The organism is Candidatus Chlamydia corallus, from assembly GCF_002817655.1.
GTDB classification, from domain to species: domain Bacteria; phylum Chlamydiota; class Chlamydiia; order Chlamydiales; family Chlamydiaceae; genus Chlamydia; species Chlamydia corallus.
In genome coordinates this window covers 444,847-462,600 of sequence record NZ_NWQK01000001.1, presented here as the reverse complement: position 1 = coordinate 462,600, position 17,754 = coordinate 444,847, and the positions used below count along the sequence as shown (strand labels likewise).

The following is a 17,754-nucleotide window of genomic DNA, read 5'->3' as shown; positions in this document are numbered from 1 at the left end:
GAGTATATGGAAGATTTCTCTGAGCAACAACTCTTTTTTATGCGGCGTGCTATAGAAATCGGAGAAAAAGGTAAAATGACTGCCCCGCCAAATCCCTGGGTAGGGTGTGTTATCGTTCAAGGAAATCGCATCATTGGGGAGGGATTCCATGCTTATGCTGGAGGGCGTCATGCTGAAGAGGTTGCTATACAAAATGCCTCTCAACCTATCTGTGGATCAGATATGTATGTTTCTCTCGAGCCCTGCTCTCACTCTGGATCACGTCCTCCGTGTACTCACTTACTGATTAAACATAAGGTAGCCAGAGTCTTTGTTGCTCTCATTGACCCCGATTCTAAAGTTGCGGGTCAGGGAGTAGCACTATTACGTCAGGCAGGGATTCAGGTCTATGTTGGTATTGGAGAGAGTGAGGCATACGCCTCGCTACAGCCTTATTTATACCAACGGACCTATAATCGTCCGTGGACAATACTTAAAAGTGCAGCAAGTATTGATGGCCAAGTTGCCGATTCTCAAGGAAAGTCTCAATGGATTACTTGTCCAGAGGCTCGGTATGATGTGGGAAAGTTGCGTGCAGAGTCTCAAGCCATTCTTATCGGTTCTCGTACTGTTCTTCTTGACGATCCATCGCTCACAGCACGACAACCTCAGGGAGCACTCTACCCTCAGCAACCCTTACGTGTTGTCTTAGATAGTTCTGGGAAGGTCCCCCTTACATCCCAAGTCTTTGATAAGAGAAGCCGTACTCTCTATGTAACGACAGAACGATGTCCTAAAAATTATATAAAAGTTTTAGATTCTTTAGATATTCCAGTTTTATTAACAGAATCTACTCCATCAGGAGTCGATCTTCAGATGGTCTATGACTATCTTTCCAAAAAAAAAATACTACAGATTCTTGTAGAAGGAGGAGCCACTCTACATACCTCTTTATTAAAAGAAAAACTTGTTAATTCTGTGATTCTTTACTCTGGACCCATGATTCTTGGTAATCAGAAGAAACCTTTCGTCGGAGTGTTGGGAAATCTTTTGGAGTCGGCGATTCCCCTCGTTCTCAAAAGTTCCCAAATTTTAGGAAATTCTTTAAAAATAGTATGGGAGATTTCACCTCACTTTTTGAATCCATAAGGAATTGATGGGAAAGGATTTTTAGAGTAGCATGCTTAGCATCGGAATCCGTTGATACGAGGGAGTCAATGATAGAAACTCAAGAAGAAATAGGCGCTCCAGATTTTGTTTCTTTAGAGCAGGCTGTTGAGGATCTAAGAGCAGGAAAGTTTGTTATTGTTGTTGACGAAGCTTCTAGAGAAGATGAGGGTGACCTTATTATAGCAGGAGAAAAAATTACCGTTGAAAAGATGACCTTTCTTCTTCAGCATACCACAGGGGTTGTTTGCGCTGCTTTAAGCCAAGAACGTCTCTTACGTTTGGGGCTTCCTCCGATGGTCCAAGATAATCGTTGCCGTTTTAAAACTCCCTTTACCATATCCGTAGATGCTGCTCATGGAGTGACTACAGGAGTTTCTGCTGCAGATAGAACTAAAGTAGTACAGCTATTAGCAGACCCTGAGAGTAAACCTGAAGATTTTATTAGCCCAGGACACTTTTTCCCCCTAGCAAGTTCTCCAGGAGGAGTGTTAAAACGAGCAGGTCATACAGAATCTACTGTTGATCTCATGGAGCTAGCAGGACTTCAGCCTTGTGGTGTGCTCGCAGAACTAGTGAATGAAGATTATTCTATGATGCGATTACCACAAATTTTAGAATTTGCCACGAAATACAATATTGCTGTGATTTCCGTGACATCGATTATAGCTCATCGAATGCTCTCCGATCGTCTGGTCTCTAAAATCTCCTCAGCACGTCTCCCTACAACTTACGGAGACTTCACGATTCATGTCTATGAATCATTATTAGACGGAATACAACATCTTGCTTTGGTAAAAGGCGAGGTTGCAGGAAAAAGTAATGTCCTAGTACGTGTCCACTCAGAGTGCATCACAGGAGATATTTTAGGATCTAAGCGCTGTGATTGTGGAGAACAACTGAATTCAGCAATGCGCTACATTGCTCAACAGGGAGAAGGTGTTATTATTTACTTGCGAGGGCAAGAAGGGCGTGGTATCGGTTTAGGCTATAAAGTACGTGCCTATGCTCTTCAAGATAACGGTTATGATACTGTGGATGCAAACTTAGCGATGGGATTCCCTATAGACTCAAGGGAATATGGCATAGGAGCACAAATTCTTGTTGATCTAAAGTTGACAACGATTAACTTAATCACTCACAATCCTCAAAAATATTTTGGGCTTCAGGGTTTCGGACTCACCATTACCGAGAGAGTGGCTCTTCCTGTGCGGGTTTCTGAAGACAACGAGCAATATTTAAGAACAAAACAGGAACGTATGGGACATTGGCTAGATCTCCCGTGCTGTAACAATCAGTTACGATAAATCTTAGGGGATGTATGAAAACATTGAAAGGACATTTGTCAGCGAAGAATCTACGTATTGCTATTGTTGGCTCTTGCTTTAATCAGGCTATGGCTGATGCCCTTGTCTCTGGAGCTCAAGAAACTTTTTTGAAGTTCGGAGGTAGTGAAGATGGATTGACTACTATCCGTGTTCCTGGAGCTTTTGAGGTTCCCTGTACGATCAAAAAACTTTTATCTTCTGGGGAAAAGTTCGATGCTATTGTTGCCTGTGGCGTCCTTATTCAAGGAAAAACAGACCATTATAACCAAATTGTAAATCAAGTAACTGCAGGTATTGGTGCAATCTCTTTGGAATTTTGTCTTCCCATAACATTGTCAATAGTTACAGCTCCCTCTCCAGAAATTGCTTGGGAAAGATCAGGTATTAAAGGATGCCACTTGGGAATTTCTGGAATGACTACAGCGATAGAAATGGCCACACTATTTGCTCAAATCTAGTTCTTATAAAAGGAACTTATCAGTCCCACAAATTTTATTGTAGAACCTTTCAAGCATTCCCTGATTTATAAATTTATGCTGACAGCTCCATTTAAATGAATGCGAACGACTATACTTTCAGAAAAAATGTCTAAACCTCCTGAAGACAGCGTAGTTTCAGAAAAATCTAAAACAGTGCTTGGTGGGACGAGTTGTTTATTTAGCATTTCTTTATGAGAACGTAAGCTTTTTACTAATAAAGATAGCATTGTCGAGTATACTTGACGTAGGCGGCTTTCAGGACTTACTGTAGATCCATGAGTCGCGAGCGAAAGTCCAGCAATTAAACTGGGAAGACCACGAAATGTTAAAGGAATGTGTTCCCCTTGTATTGTATAGAAACTGTTGACAAGACTTTCAGCTTCATCAGAAGGTAAATTTTTAAAACTCCAAGCCAAAGTAACTGCTTCTGTCGGAGAGAGATTCATTAACGTTGCTAAACGAACCAAAGTCATGTCCGTTCGCGATACTCCCTCAAAACCTAAACGATTCGCCCGGTAAGTAAAGTAACGAGAGAAGGCCTCTTCCACGGTAGCATGCTGTTGTAACATAGAAAGTAGAGGAGCGAAGTTTACATAAAATTCTTGAGAGCAATTTTTTTCTCCACATGTATCTAAGCAATAAAGGTACAAATCTAAAATCGCAAGAGATCGACGTGTTCTCCAAGCAGAAAGCAGTTGTGCGCTAGGAACTTCTGTTAAGTTCAATAGAGAACCATAGTTACCTAAACGCCGTAGGGATAACAAGACTTCTTGCTGTTCTGGAGATAGCCTTGCATATGAAGGACAAAGTTCTGGGAAAGTACGTAAAACATGTAACGCCTTTGCGTAAAAGGTCTCTGGGCAAGAGTCTGTGAAATAGGGCTTAAATGTCGCCGTAGCTTTTGCAGAGCAACCCACATGCCTCAGCACGATCGCTGTTTCTAAAATTCTCAGAGTATTATCGAAGCTCTTAGGAGAATTTAAAAAGAAAAGCAATTGCTTGTGAGTTGTCTGGAATTGCTTAAATGTCATTCCCCCCTCTTCAGAAGGTAGGATCTGAGAGAGCTGCATGTACGATTGCCGAGACCCCTGGATCAAGAGATGCAAGTGAATCATACTGCGAAGCGCGATGTCTAAAGAAGGAACTTTTTTATTAAAGAGCTTTTCAGAATACATCGTATCTACAGGATAAGACGTTACAAGAGGGGCTCCTCCAGATTCTGTAAGCCAAAGAAGCTCAGGATATTGACGTAGTTTTTGTTCTATCCAACCTTCAGAACCAATTTTAACTTTTGCTTGCGAGTGGGCTGGTATGGATGGTTGAGGTGCAGCATAGCCGATAGAAGTTACTCCCATAAGCAAAACTATCGGGAGAACCAAGACTTTGGTTTTAAGAATTTTTAACATGGAAGCCTCTTCTCTATCACGTTGCTTTGTTAATATCTTTAAAATTAAAGATATTAACTAAAGACCCTATTTTGATAACAAAATGCCCAATAACAAATCAACTTGAGAAACGCAAGAATGTTCTCCTCTGAGGAAATAAAAAGACTCAGACATAAAAGGTATAGTTGTGTTAATAACTTAACAACTTTTTTGTAATAAATAGGCCTTTTTAAATTAAAAATATGTTATAATATTTTAAATTAAAAAAAAATTTTAACTAAAAATAATGAAAAGATTCATTTATAAAACTATATTTTGCGGGTTAACTTTACTTACAAGTTTGAGTAGTTGTTCTCATGATCCTAAAGGATACAGCCTAGAGACAAAAAACTCGGGGGACTTAAATCAAGAGTCTGTTATACTGACGGAAAACCGTGAAACACCTTCTCTTGTCAAGAGACTTTCTCGTCGCTCTCGAAGACTCTTCGCTCGACGTGATAAAACTAGGAAGGATCCGTTGGAAGTGGAAGCTAACTTTAAGACATATGCAGAAAAAATGTCAGATCAGGATGAAAGAGACCTTTCTTTCGTTGTGTCTTCTGCTGCAGAAAAGTCTTCAATTACGTTAGCTTTGTCCCAGGGTGAAATTAAGAGTGCTTTGTACCGTATTCGAGAAGTTCATCCGCTAGCTTTAATGCAAGCTCTTGCTGAGAACCCTGCTTTGATAGAAGGCATGAAAAAAATGCAGGGCCGCGACTGGATCTGGAATCTTTTCTTAACTCAATTAAGCGAAGTATTTTCTCAAGCTTTCTCTCAAGGAGTTATCACTGAAGAAGATATTGCTGCATTTGCCTCCACCTTAGGTTTGGACTCTGGGACCGTTGCGTCCATTGTCCAAGGGGAAAGGTGGCCTGAGCTTGTGGATATAGTGATAACTTAACCTTTTAGAAGAGCTCTCAACAACTAAGCTTCCTTTCCCCAAAACAAAAGGGAAAGGAAGCCCAGAAGTTTTGTCTTCGGTCTTCCTGAGATTTTCATAATTAATAGCAACAGGAGAGACAATGTTACATTTTATAGAACAGTTAAATAAATTCGCTACGTCGTTTTGTGTATTCCCTATGATCTTATTGTTAGGGGGACTCTTAACATGGAAATTGCGGGGATTACAGTTTCATGGTTTAAAGCTAGGCTTTAATTTGATGCTTCAAAATAAATTAGACGATGCTTCGTCAAAAGTAGGCGAAGTCTCTTCTTACGAAGCGGTAGCTGGAATCTTAGCTGGAAATTTTGGTACTGGAAATATCGCTGGTATGGCTATCGCCTTAGTTTGCGGAGGTCCAGGAGCATTGGTCTGGATATGGCTTGCAGCTTTGCTCGGAGCTATCGTGCAATATGCTGGCTCATATTTAGGATCTAAATACAGGAAACCAGAAGGAAATTCAGGAGAATTTGTTGGAGGACCCATAGCTTGCCTTGCCTTTGGCATGCGTAAAAAAATTCTTGCAGGACTCTTTGCTTTATTCACTATTATGACAGCCTTCTGTGCAGGAAACTGTGTTCAAGTAAGTTGTATTGTTCCTCTATGTGCAGAAGGAACACTAGGGAAGTTACTTGTTGGAACTGTACTCGCACTTGTAGTTATCCCCGTCTTAGCAGGTGGTAATAACCGCATTCTAAGATTTTCAGCTCGTGTGATTCCCTTTATAGCAGGATTTTACTGTATTTCTTGTGGAGTCATTCTCTTCCAACATGTATCGGCGATTCTTCCCGCAATTAAACTCATATGTTCTTCAGCATTTGGACTCAAAGCTGGACTAGCTGGAATTGGAGGGTATACGCTCTCACAAGTCATCTCTACAGGTATTAATCGTGCAGTCATGGCTACAGATTGTGGCAGTGGAATGGTATCTATTTTGCAGGCAAATACAAAAAGCAAAAATCCTATTGTAGACGGACTTGTCACTCTGGTTCCCCCAGTGATTGTTATGATTGTTTGTTCAATCACGACACTTGTTCTTATTGTCTCAGGTGCTTATAGCTCGGGAGCGCAAGGCACTTTGATGGTGATGAGTGCATTTAAAAACAGCCTCGGCTCTATAGGTGGTGTTGTCGTTATTCTAGCGATGGCCTTATTTGGATATACAACAATATTGACATGGTTTGCTTGCGCAGAAAAAAGTTTACAATATATGATCCCAGGAAGACGTGCAAATCTATGGCTGAAGGCTATATATGTATTGATGATTCCTCTCGGGGGTATTATAGACATGCGTATGATTTGGGCCTTATCTGACACAGGTTTTTCTGGTATGGTCATCTTGAACTGCATAGCTCTAATAGCTCTATTGAAGGATGTTATATCTACAAACCGAGGTGTTGCTCTGCTCAAAGAGCATGAGGGCTATCTTGCAGATCCTGTGCGTAATTTAGATACTTAATGGAGAAAAAATGCAATTATTGTCACCAGCGTTTGCTTATGGCCGCCCCATTCCTCAGAAGTATACATGCCAGGGAGCGGGAATTTCCCCTCCTTTGACCTTCATAGACGTTCCTGATACAGCAAAAAGTCTTGCTTTGATCGTCGAAGATCCTGACGTGCCTAAGGAAATTCGTAGCGATGGTCTGTGGATCCACTGGATAGTCTATAACTTGTCTACCACAATTACTGATCTCGCCGAGGGAGCTGAAATCTTTGCTGTGCAGGGATTAAATACTTCTGGAAAGCCTGTTTATGAAGGTCCTTGTCCTCCAGATAGGCAGCATCGCTACTTCTTTACTCTATTTGCTCTTAATGTAGTTCTTCCAGAAGAAGAAAACGTTACCTGGGATCAGCTATATGAGGCCATGGAAAATCATATTATAGAACAGGCAGAGCTAATGGGAACCTACGAAAAAAGCTAGAAATTACTTCTCTTCAGGAATAAATTCTTCTCGCTTTTTTCTTTGTTTCCAGTACAGCGGGCCATAATGATAACAGATTTCTTGGCCCGCATGTATGGGTGCTATTGTCCTGATAATCACATGAAATAAACCATCATTGAAAATCCCTACAGCTTCAGCATTAGGTTGATCGCTATGATTAATAAAACGTGTGATATTTCCCTGATTTCCACTATCAATAGTAAAATATCTTAAAGTAAATAAAGGCATAGGATAGCGAAAACAGTAATCGTTTTCATCCATCCAAATTGCCTGACGTCGACGCAAAATTCCCGTATATTCTCCGATGTATGTCCACGGAGCAATTTCATCATGAGCAAAAACTCCATACCCTATGTGCGAATTAATCCAACATACAGAAACTGGTAGGGTAGGGGGACGCAGTAGATCTTGCTTATGCAGCTTCCCTAACCACTTTGCTAGAGGGGAAATCAAACGACGTTTTTTCGCTTTGCGACAAAAACTAATGATTTGCTGTTCGACCCTCCAGTCAGAAAAAACTAGAGAAGGAAGGAATCGAAAACGAAGAAGTTCGCTAGCCCGCTCCAAAGAGTAAGGTTGGCTATCTTGCCAATTGCTATTCAAAGAAAGATGTATAGAAGAAGATTTAGTGGTTACTATGGACATGCAGCCTCTAGATGAGAAAAGTATATTGGAGAGGTGATGCCCTGTGCTGATGCAATTTCTGGAGATACAGAAGTTATAGAGGCTATGGATTCCGATACTGTAGCCAATGCTAGCTCCGCAGTGTTGCACTCTGTAGAAAGATGCGCAAGATATAACTTCTTTAATTTCGGAGTGATAATGCTTTGCAAAAGTTGCCCACACTCATGGTTAGAGATATGACCTAGCTTACTCAATACTCGTTTTTTGTAAACATCAGGACGCTGAGATTGACGCACCAATTCAGGAGCGTGATTTGACTCAATCAATAAGTAATCACAATCATAGAGTTCGTGAGTGATCCAAGAGGTGACCCAACCTAAATCTGTGCAAAAGCCCAGCTTTTCTTCATGATAATGAAAAAGAAATCCCACAGGATCTACAGCATCATGAGGTACATTGAAAGTTTGCACTCGAAGATCATGAAAACAAAATGAAGACCCTGTTGAGAAAATTTTAAATTCTGGATGACTATCTAATAATTGGCATAAAGCACGAGCCGTCTCCAAGTTGCAAACAATAGGAGTGTTATACGTCTTAACAAAACTTTTAATGCCAGAGATATGATCAGAATGTTCATGTGTAACAAAAATGGCCTGGATGTCTTCGGGATGGATGTTCATAGAAAGTAGTTCTCGATGAACGACTTGTTTACTCACCCCTAAATCAATAAGAATCTTACAAGAATCCGTGCCTAGATAAGCAGAATTCCCTTTGGATCCAGAAGCTAAAGGAAAAAAACCTTCCATGCTAACCTTCCTGAGGGGGATGCTGTACAAGTATTTGACGGGGTTTGGCTCCTTCCGAGGGCCCGATAATTTTAGCCTCTTCAAGCTGATCGATTAAACTCGCAGCCCGGGCATAACCAATTTTCAATTTTCTTTGAAGGAAGGTGGTTGAAGCATTTCCTGTCTGTAAAATTAAAGTTTTTGCTTGTGTAAATAAAGGATCTTTCTCTCCAGAGTTTTCAGACTCAGAATCATCAAAAGTATGAAAAGAAGGAATCACGTATTGTGTGGGGAACCTAGAACATAGATCTTTAATTACTTTGTTAATGTCCTCATCGTAAATATAGGCACCTTGAGCTCGTATTGTTCCAAAAACAGAAGGCAAGAGTATAAGCATGTCGCCATTCCCCATCAGATTCTCTGCTCCAGGTTCATCAATGATAATCTGGCTGTTAACTTTATTGGCTACTTTAAAAGCAATTCGAGAGGGAAAATTTGCCTTAATTAACCCCGTAATTACCTCTCGTGAAGGGCGCTGTGTTGCTAAAATGAGATGAATTCCTACAGCCCTAGCCATCTGAGCTAAGCGAATGATAGGTGTTTCAATATCTTGGGATGATGAGAGAAGTAAATCAGAAAGCTCATCAATAATCCCTACTATAAAAGGCATGGTTTCAGGAATCTCTCTGTCATAAGAAGCCTCAGTAGCTTTATTGCGAGTCCGGGAGTTAAAAGCTTGTATATTGCGTAAACCTAAATATCTCAAAATCTCATAACGAGATTCCATTTCCTTTACTAGCCAAACCAAAGCATTGTACACTTCTCTTGATTCAGTAATCACAGGAGATAACATGTGAGGTAATTGCGAATACCCAGTTAGCTCTACTTTTTTAGGGTCAATAATGACTAGTTTAATTTCAGAAGGTAGAGTGGTCATGATCATTGACATGACAATCGTGTTAATACATACAGATTTTCCAGATCCCGTAGTGCCAGCAATAATTAGATGAGGCATTGTAGCTAAGTCAGCCCAAAGATTATCCCCATTGGCTTTCTTCCCTAGCAATAAGGGGATCTGTAATTTGCGATTCTTCTTCTGATAATCTTCCAATAAATCACGAAAATTAACCGCTTGAGGAAAGGGAGTGGGAATCTCAATACCCACAGCGGCTTTACCTGGAATCGGAGCGATAATACGTATGCTCGAAGCTTGGAGTTTTAAAGCAATATCGTTTTCTAAAGACCTGATTTTCTGAACTTTAACCCCAGAATGAGGTAAAACTTCAAAAGCGACTAGCGTGGGTCCTGAACAAATGTTCCCAATATCAGCATCAATTCCAAAACTCGTAAGAGTCTGTTTTAAAATAAGAGCTTTTTTTTCTAGCTCAGCTTGTAATGAATCAGGACGAGCTTCTCTGTTTTTACTAAGTAAATGATATTGTGGAAGATCATTTTCAGAGACCGCGAAATTTTTTAACTTAGGAAAAACAATTCTTTCCTTATTTTTTTCTCCCCCTACTAAAGCTGTAGTTTGAGATAACGGAATTGTTGTAGCTTCCTTCACTTTATTTTCTGGAGGCTCTAAGAATTTTTTCAGTAAACGTTTGCAAGGATGTGGGGTAAGGAAAAAGGATTCTTTTCTAGAAGAGGGGCCCTCTTCCTGAGGTGTAGATGAAATAGAGCCGTCTAAAATTATAGTTTCAGAAACTCGAGTTGACAAAGATGGTGATTTTGAAAAAACAAGCGGGTTCTTTGAAACAAAGGGAACTGAAGGCTTTGGGAGATAGTTACGTCTATTTATTAATTTTTTTAAAGTTTTGAAGAAAATTTGGAAAAAAGAGAAAAAAACTTTTTTGACTGCTTTTTGAAAGGTTTTTTTTTTAAATAAAGCAATTCCGCCGCAAAGATACAGGACCGAGAATAGTATTAAAAATCCAAAAATTAGAGCTGTTCCTACAGACCCAATCAAGTGTTTTAAACAAAAAGATTGGCCTTCATAAAACAGGTAAAAGGGAATTCCACCCATATAAGACACAGGAGGGTTATTCCCTAAAATAAACTTTGGAAGACGCGTATCTAATATAGAAGGAAGTGTTCCAACTGGGGATAGCATCGATAAGAGAATAGCAGAAGAAAATGGAAGAGAAAGAAACGCCGCAGCTTTATAGAAGAAAAGCGGTCGGGGAGTTTTTCTAAAGTATAAAAAAGATAACCAAAGAAAATACAAAGGAATAAAAAAAGCCGCAGCACCAAAAAAGTAAAATAAAAAAGAACTAAATGACCAGCCTAACAGACCTATCCAATTCTGTGTGCATGGCTGATCTCTATGAAAACTCCATAAACTGAGGCCAGAAAAACACGAAAAAAATAAATAGAAACTTGCTTTTGCTGCTAAAGGCAAGGTCGGAAGACGAAGGTGCCTGCTCTTTTTTTTTTCTCTTATCATGGGCTACATAAGATTCTAAGTATTGTCGAGCTTCGTTTATAAACTTCGTTATATCAAGAAAAACAAAAGAATCAAAGAAGATAAAGAGGGCGAGCGACGGGGCTTGAACCCGCGACCTTCGGAACCACAATCCGACGCTCTAACCAGCTGAGCTACGTTCGCCAAACCATATAAGATTAAGAGAAAATATTAGCTTCAGTCTGAAATTTATCCAAGATAAAAAGGTTGGGATAAGAAATCCTAACATTTTAAATAAGACTATTAGTATGGATTTTTTGAAAAATAAGCAGCGAGGCATTTTTTCGATTCAAATACAAAAATAAGACTTCGTCAAAAACAAACACACTTGCTTATTGATAAAAACACAGTGTTTTTTATCCGAATTTTAGCGTTTACAGGCTGTTCTGGGCTAGAGCATCGTTTTTTTATAAAAAAAGAAAAAAATAAAAAGCAAACGAAATGCATTGCGAAAAAAATAGCGTTTTTTATAGGATGTTGCTTTCTTCTTAAGTGTAACCCACAAAGGAGAAGAGTCCACACTTCGATGCGGACGAGCAGCGAAGACTTTATTATCGTTAGTTTAATGGGTAATGAGTTTTTCTTCTTAACAATGCAAATGAGATAGAATGCAGGCCAGTATAAAATGCTTGTGAGGATCTTTTGAAAGATCCGTTAATTTTTTTTTATTTTTTCTGAGAATTTGATCTTGGTTCAGATTGAACGCTGGCGGCGTGGATGAGGCATGCAAGTCGAACGGAATAATGACTTCGGTTGTTATTTAGTGGCGGAAGGGTTAGTAATACATAGATAATCTGCCCTCAACTTGGGAATAACGGTTGGAAACGATCGCTAATACCGAATATAGTATATTTAGGCATCTAATAATATTAAAGAAGGGGATCTTCGGACCTTTCGGTTGAGGAAGAGTTTATGCGATATCAGCTTGTTGGTAGGGTAAAAGCCTACCAAGGCTATGACGTCTAGGCGGATTGAGAGATTGACCGCCAACACTGGGACTGAGACACTGCCCAGACTCCTACGGGAGGCTGCAGTCGAGAATCTTTCGCAATGGACGAAAGTCTGACGAAGCGACGCCGCGTGTGTGATGAAGGCCTTAGGGTTGTAAAGCACTTTCGCCTGGGAATAAGAGAGATTGGCTAATATCCAATCAATTTGAGCGTACCAGGTAAAGAAGCACCGGCTAACTCCGTGCCAGCAGCTGCGGTAATACGGAGGGTGCTAGCGTTAATCGGATTTATTGGGCGTAAAGGGCGTGTAGGCGGAAAGGAAAGTTAGATGTTAAATTTTGGGGCTCAACCCCAAGTCAGCATTTAAAACTATCTTTCTAGAGGATAGATGGAGAAAAGGGAATTCCACGTGTAGCGGTGAAATGCGTAGATATGTGGAAGAACACCAGTGGCGAAGGCGCTTTTCTAATTTATACCTGACGCTAAGGCGCGAAAGCAAGGGGAGCAAACAGGATTAGATACCCTGGTAGTCCTTGCCGTAAACGATGCATACTTGATGTGGATGGTCTCAACCCCATCTGTGTCGGAGCTAACGTGTTAAGTATGCCGCCTGAGGAGTACACTCGCAAGGGTGAAACTCAAAAGAATTGACGGGGGCCCGCACAAGCAGTGGAGCATGTGGTTTAATTCGATGCAACGCGAAGGACCTTACCTGGACTTGACATGTATTTGACAGCTGTAGAAATACAGTCTTCCGCAAGGACAGATACACAGGTGCTGCATGGCTGTCGTCAGCTCGTGCCGTGAGGTGTTGGGTTAAGTCCCGCAACGAGCGCAACCCTTATCGTTAGTTGCCAGCACTTAGGGTGGGAACTCTAACGAGACTGCCTGGGTTAACCAGGAGGAAGGCGAGGATGACGTCAAGTCAGCATGGCCCTTATGTCCAGGGCGACACACGTGCTACAATGGTTAGTACAGAAGGTAGCAAGATCGTGAGATGGAGCAAATCCTAAAAGCTAACCCCAGTTCGGATTGTAGTCTGCAACTCGACTACATGAAGTCGGAATTGCTAGTAATGGCGTGTCAGCCATAACGCCGTGAATACGTTCCCGGGCCTTGTACACACCGCCCGTCACATCATGGGAGTTGGTTTTACCTTAAGTCGTTGACTCAACCTATTTATAGGAGAGAGGCGCCCAAGGTGAGGCTGATGACTGGGATGAAGTCGTAACAAGGTAGCCCTACCGGAAGGTGGGGCTGGATCACCTCCTTTTTAAGGACAAGGAAGGTTGTTCTTGTAACAACCGGACTAGGTTGGGCAAGTATTTTATGCACCGCATTCTATTTCTTTTGCATTGTTAAGTTTGTTTTCAAAACATTCAGTATATGATCAAGTATGTTATGTAAATAATCATGGTAACAAGTATTTTTCACATATAATAATAGACGTTTAAGAATATCTGTCTTTAGGTGAAGTTAACTTGCATGGATCAAAAATTTACAGACCAAGTTGTTAAGAGCTATTGGCGGATGCCTTGGCATTGACAGGCGATGAAGGATGCGTTTACCTGCATTAATCTTCGGTGAGCTGGTATAGAGCTATGACCCGGAGGTATCCGAATGGGGCAACCCGGTAGACTAATAGTCTATCATTATATGCTGAATTCATAGGCATATAAAGCGACACCCGCTGAACTGAAACATCTTAGTAAGCGGAGGAAAAGAAATCAAAGAGATTCCCTGTGTAGCGGCGAGCGAAAGGGGAACAGCCTAAACCATATTTTTAATATGGGGTTGTAGGGTCGATAACATGGGATCTTAAGTTTTAGTTGAATACTTCTGGAAAGTTGAACGATACAGGGTGATAGTCCCGTAAACGAAAAAACAAGAGACTCTAATCGATACCTGAGTAGGGCTAGACACGTGAAACCTAGTCTGAATCTGGGGAGACCACTCTCCAAGGCTAAATACTAGTCAATGACCTATAGTGAACCAGTACTGTGAAGGAAAGGTGAAAAGAACCCTTGTTAAGGGAGTGAAATAGAACCTGAAACCAGTAGCTTATAAGCGGTCGGAGACCTATAACTCTTCGGAGTCATGGTTGACGGCGTGCCTTTTGCATGATGAGCCAGGGAGTTAAGTTAAACGGCGAGATTAAGGGATTTACATTCCGGAGTCGAAGCGAAAGCGAGTTTTAAAAGAGCGTTTTAGTCGTTTGATTTAGACACGAAACCAAGTGAGCTATTTATGACCAGGTTGAAGCATTGGTAAGACTTTGTGGAGGACCGAACCAGTACATGTTGAAAAATGTTTGGATGAGTTGTGAATAGGGGTGAAAGGCCAATCAAACTTGGAGATATCTTGTTCTCTCCGAAATAACTTTAGGGTTAGCCTCGGATATTAAGCTTTTGGGGGTAGAGCACTGAATTCTAGCGGGGGCCTACCGGCTTACCAACGGAAATCAAACTCCGAATACCAAAAGCGAGTCCGGGAGATAGACAGCGGGGGCTAAGCTTCGTTGTCGAGAGGGGAACAGCCCAGACCGCCGATTAAGGTCCCTAATTTTATGCTAAGTGAGTAAGGAAGTGATGATTCTAAGACAGTTGGAATGTTGGCTTAGAGGCAGCAATCATTTAAAGAGTGCGTAACAGCTCACCAATCGAGAATCATCGCGCCAATAATAATCGGGGCTCAAGCATAAAACCGACATCGCGGGTGTATATTATATATACGCGGTAGGAGAGCGTAGTATTCAGCATCGAAGGTATACCGAAAGGAGTACTGGAGCGGATACTAGTGAAGATCCATGGCATAAGTAACGATAAAGGAAGTGAAAATCTTCCTCGCCGTAAGCCCAAGGTTTCCAGGGTCAAGCTCGTCTTCCCTGGGTTAGTCGGCCCCTAAGTCGAGGCAAAAATGCGTAGACGATGGAGCAACAGGTTAAATATTCCTGTACCACCTAAAACTATAGCAATGGAATGACGGAGTACGTTAAGCACGCGGACGATTGGAAATGTCCGTATCACAATGAGACTGGTTAGTAGGCAAATCCGCTAACACAAGGTTAGGTTGTGGTTAAGGGAAATCTTCGGAGGAACTGATAGTGTGGCGCAAGGCTTTCAAGAAATAATTTCTAGCTGTTGATGGTGACCGTACCAAAACCGACACAGGTGGGCGAGATGAGTATTCTAAGGCGCGCGAGATAACTTTCGTTAAGGAACTCGGCAAATTATCCCCGTAACTTCGGAATAAGGGGAGCCTTTTGAGGTGATTACCCAGCGGTATGAGCCTTGAGAGGCCGCAGAGAAATGGCCCAGGCGACTGTTTAACAAAAACACAGCACTATGCAAACCTCTAAGGGGAAGTATATGGTGTGACGCCTGCCCAATGCCAAAAGGTTAAAGGGATATGTCAGCCGCAAGGCAAAGCATTGAACCCAAGCCCTGGTGAATGGCCGCCGTAACTATAACGGTGCTAAGGTAGCGAAATTCCTTGTCGGGTAAGTTCCGACCTGCACGAATGGTGTAACGATCTGGGCACTGTCTCAACGAAAGACTCGGTGAAATTGTAGTAGCAGTGAAGATGCTGTTTACCCGCAAAAGGACGAAAAGACCCCGTGAACCTTTACTGTACTTTGGTATTGATTTTTGATTTGTTATGTGTAGCATAGCCAGGAGACTATGAACATCCTTCGTTAGGAGGGTGGGAGTCATCGTTGAAATACTGGTCTTAACAAGTTGGGAATCTAACATTACTCCATGAATCTGGAGAATGGACATTGCCAGACGGGCAGTTTTACTGGGGCGGTATCCTCCTAAAAAGTAACGGAGGAGCCCAAAGCTTATTTCATCGTGGTTGGCAATCACGAGTAGAGCGTAAAGGTATAAAATAGGTTGACTGCAAGACCTACAAGTCGAGCAGAGACGAAAGTCGGGCTTAGTGATCCGGCGGTGGAAAGTGGAATCGCCGTCGCTTAACGGATAAAAGGTACTCCGGGGATAACAGGCTGATCGCCACCAAGAGTTCATATCGACGTGGCGGTTTGGCACCTCGATGTCGGCTCATCGCATCCTGGGGCTGGAGAAGGTCCCAAGGGTTTGGCTGTTCGCCAATTAAAGCGGTACGCGAGCTGGGTTCAAAACGTCGTGAGACAGTTTGGTCTCTATCCTTTGTGGGCGCAGGATACTTGAAAGGAGCTGTTCCTAGTACGAGAGGACCGGAATGGACGAACCAATGGTGTGTCGGTTGTTTTGCCAAAAGCATAGCCGAGTAGCTACGTTCGGAAAGGATAAGCATTGAAAGCATCTAAATGCCAAGCCTCCCTTAAGATAAGGTATCCCTATGAGACTCCATGTAGACTACGTGGTTGATAGGTTGGGTGTGTACGCACAGTAATGTGTTTAGCTAACCAATACTAATAAGTCCATAGACTTGGTTTTTATCATATAAAAAGCTAAACAAGCTTTTTTGTTGAATTAATCGATTTATGCAAGTTTACTAAAGACTCTTCTTAAGCGTCTATTAGTATACGTGAAAATACGTTACAAGATTTAGCTTGGTGATACTGGAAAAAGGGATACACCTGATACCATTCCGAACTCAGAAGTTAAGCCTTTTATCGCTGATGGTACTATACACAAGAGTATGGGAGAGTAAGTCGTTGCCAAGCTTTTTATTATATGTTTCTTAATCTATAATTAAGAATTTCAAAGAGGATAATTTTTTATCCTCTTTTTTTTTGCCAACTTTTTTTCAGGTGAAGACAATCAGTTTTTAAGAGTCTTCATTAGATTAATAACGCGGCTTCTTCGTACATGACATATGCGCAGATAATACATCTCTTGGAAAACCAAAAAATACTGGATTTGTGCGTTAACAAATACGATATAAAAGTTGATAGAAAATGTCTCTATCTACCAACAGACATGACTAAAGAAGAAGAGTTTGTCCTTGCCGCCAACCCTCAGTTAATTAAAGAGGCTGCCTTAACTGCATCTCCTTTATTCTATGGCTTCCCTAGCAAATATCAAGTTATAAAAGTTGAAACTCCTGAAGGGTAGCCTCCTAAAATTATTTTTTCTATAAATAAATCACTAGTTTTGAAAGACTTAAATGTAGAAACCATTGATTGGCCTACACTTCATCTATATGAAGACCTAGACTTCACTGGTCATCCAGAAGAGCAAGAAATAATTGAAAAAATTCGTGATATCGAAGGAAAAGATAGTAAGCAAATGAGTTTAGAGAGCAAGGAGCTTTTGGTATCTCATTTCCTAGAATGTTTCTGTAGCACGCCTGATCCTGATGCACAGTCCGTTCCCTTGCTTTTTTATACATATAATCAAGATAGATATGGATATAAGAAAACCATCTGGCATCAAATCTACTTTGTTATGCAGGGTCGTCGTGAATATTCACCTGGAGTATGTCTTTTTGACAGACTCTTAAATTTAGGATTTTCCATTGGAAGAATAGTTTCACCAAAAGGTTCTGATTGTTATCCTGTTTCGCTAGACCGTTTTAGTATAGAATTGCGTGGCAGTAGATCACGCCTTTTAGCAGCTATTGGCTTTTTTCCCCCTACTCATAAGTCCACTGAATCCTGAGACCTACTTTGGTAAGATTGTTTTTTCTAATCCAGGGTGCGGAGCTGCAATGTTTTTGTAGTGGT

12 protein-coding genes, 1 tRNA gene and 3 rRNA genes are annotated in these 17,754 nt (G+C 41.2%); 11 read left to right on the top strand and 5 right to left on the bottom strand.

Features of this window, described 5'->3' with window-relative positions:
• The first annotated feature begins 6 nt into the window (after positions 1 to 6).
• From ribD to ribH, 3 genes are all read left to right on the top strand, one after another.
• Positions 7 to 1,128 (top strand): bifunctional diaminohydroxyphosphoribosylaminopyrimidine deaminase/5-amino-6-(5-phosphoribosylamino)uracil reductase RibD, encoded by a 1,122-nt coding sequence (gene ribD / locus CMV32_RS02025; RefSeq protein ID WP_100934256.1) that lies wholly within the window; start codon positions 7 to 9, stop codon positions 1,126 to 1,128.
• Between the two features lie 68 nt (positions 1,129 to 1,196).
• Positions 1,197 to 2,453 carry a bifunctional 3,4-dihydroxy-2-butanone-4-phosphate synthase/GTP cyclohydrolase II gene (locus CMV32_RS02020; RefSeq protein ID WP_100934255.1) on the top strand — a complete coding sequence of 419 codons (1,257 nt, stop codon included), beginning with the start codon at positions 1,197 to 1,199 and terminating at the stop codon, positions 2,451 to 2,453.
• A gap of 14 nt (positions 2,454 to 2,467) precedes the next feature.
• Positions 2,468 to 2,932, top strand: a complete 465-nt coding sequence (gene ribH, locus CMV32_RS02015) for a 6,7-dimethyl-8-ribityllumazine synthase (RefSeq protein WP_100934254.1) — start codon at positions 2,468 to 2,470, stop codon at positions 2,930 to 2,932.
• Positions 2,933 to 2,997: 65 nt separating this feature from the next.
• Here ribH and CMV32_RS02010 read toward each other — a convergent pair whose 3' ends face one another.
• Positions 2,998 to 4,359, bottom strand: a complete 1,362-nt coding sequence (locus CMV32_RS02010; RefSeq protein ID WP_100934253.1) for a hypothetical protein — start codon at positions 4,357 to 4,359, stop codon at positions 2,998 to 3,000.
• Positions 4,360 to 4,624: 265 nt separating this feature from the next.
• Between CMV32_RS02010 and CMV32_RS02005 the strand changes: the two genes are divergently transcribed.
• The 3 genes from CMV32_RS02005 to CMV32_RS01995 all read left to right on the top strand — a co-directional run bounded on the left by CMV32_RS02005 (position 4,625) and on the right by CMV32_RS01995 (position 7,239).
• Positions 4,625 to 5,278: a DUF8085 domain-containing protein gene (locus CMV32_RS02005; protein ID WP_100934252.1), complete on the top strand. Its 654-nt coding sequence runs from the start codon at positions 4,625 to 4,627 to the stop codon at positions 5,276 to 5,278.
• A gap of 121 nt (positions 5,279 to 5,399) precedes the next feature.
• A complete protein-coding gene (locus CMV32_RS02000) occupies positions 5,400 to 6,776 on the top strand; it encodes an alanine/glycine:cation symporter family protein (RefSeq protein ID WP_100934251.1) in 1,377 nt (458 codons plus the stop codon).
• Positions 6,777 to 6,786: 10 nt separating this feature from the next.
• The gene (locus tag CMV32_RS01995) at positions 6,787 to 7,239 is read left to right on the top strand and encodes a YbhB/YbcL family Raf kinase inhibitor-like protein (RefSeq protein ID WP_100934250.1); all 453 of its coding nucleotides are present in this window, start codon (positions 6,787 to 6,789) and stop codon (positions 7,237 to 7,239) included.
• 3 nt (positions 7,240 to 7,242) lie between these two features.
• On the opposite strand, the gene CMV32_RS01990 is transcribed toward CMV32_RS01995, so the two are convergent.
• The 4 genes from CMV32_RS01990 to CMV32_RS01975 form a co-directional block, all read right to left on the bottom strand.
• Positions 7,243 to 7,905, bottom strand: a complete 663-nt coding sequence (locus CMV32_RS01990) for an SET domain-containing protein (RefSeq protein ID WP_100934249.1) — start codon at positions 7,903 to 7,905, stop codon at positions 7,243 to 7,245.
• Complete coding sequence (locus CMV32_RS01985) at positions 7,896 to 8,690, bottom strand: MBL fold metallo-hydrolase (RefSeq protein ID WP_100934248.1); 795 nt, start codon at positions 8,688 to 8,690, stop codon at positions 7,896 to 7,898. The genes CMV32_RS01990 and CMV32_RS01985 overlap by 10 nt, the downstream gene beginning before the upstream one ends.
• Position 8,691: 1 nt before the next feature.
• Entirely contained in the window at positions 8,692 to 11,115 is a 2,424-nt protein-coding gene (locus CMV32_RS01980) for an FtsK/SpoIIIE family DNA translocase (RefSeq protein ID WP_100934247.1), read from the bottom strand.
• A gap of 88 nt (positions 11,116 to 11,203) precedes the next feature.
• Positions 11,204 to 11,277, bottom strand: a tRNA-His gene (locus CMV32_RS01975).
• 526 nt (positions 11,278 to 11,803) lie between these two features.
• Here CMV32_RS01975 and CMV32_RS01970 point away from each other — a divergent pair.
• The 5 genes from CMV32_RS01970 to CMV32_RS01955 all read left to right on the top strand — a co-directional run bounded on the left by CMV32_RS01970 (position 11,804) and on the right by CMV32_RS01955 (position 17,689).
• A 16S ribosomal RNA gene (locus CMV32_RS01970) occupies positions 11,804 to 13,356 on the top strand.
• A 230-nt stretch (positions 13,357 to 13,586) separates the two neighbouring features.
• A 23S ribosomal RNA gene (locus tag CMV32_RS01965) occupies positions 13,587 to 16,522 on the top strand.
• Positions 16,523 to 16,637: 115 nt separating this feature from the next.
• Positions 16,638 to 16,752: ribosomal RNA gene (gene rrf, locus CMV32_RS01960) — 5S ribosomal RNA — on the top strand.
• Together the 16S, 23S and 5S rRNA genes form the textbook arrangement of a ribosomal RNA operon.
• A 256-nt stretch (positions 16,753 to 17,008) precedes the next feature.
• Positions 17,009 to 17,143 carry a hypothetical protein gene (locus CMV32_RS05665; RefSeq protein WP_275051708.1) on the top strand — a complete coding sequence of 45 codons (135 nt, stop codon included), beginning with the start codon at positions 17,009 to 17,011 and terminating at the stop codon, positions 17,141 to 17,143.
• A 39-nt stretch (positions 17,144 to 17,182) separates the two neighbouring features.
• Positions 17,183 to 17,689: a hypothetical protein gene (locus CMV32_RS01955; RefSeq protein WP_100934246.1), complete on the top strand. Its 507-nt coding sequence runs from the start codon at positions 17,183 to 17,185 to the stop codon at positions 17,687 to 17,689.
• Positions 17,690 to 17,754 lie beyond the last annotated feature (65 nt).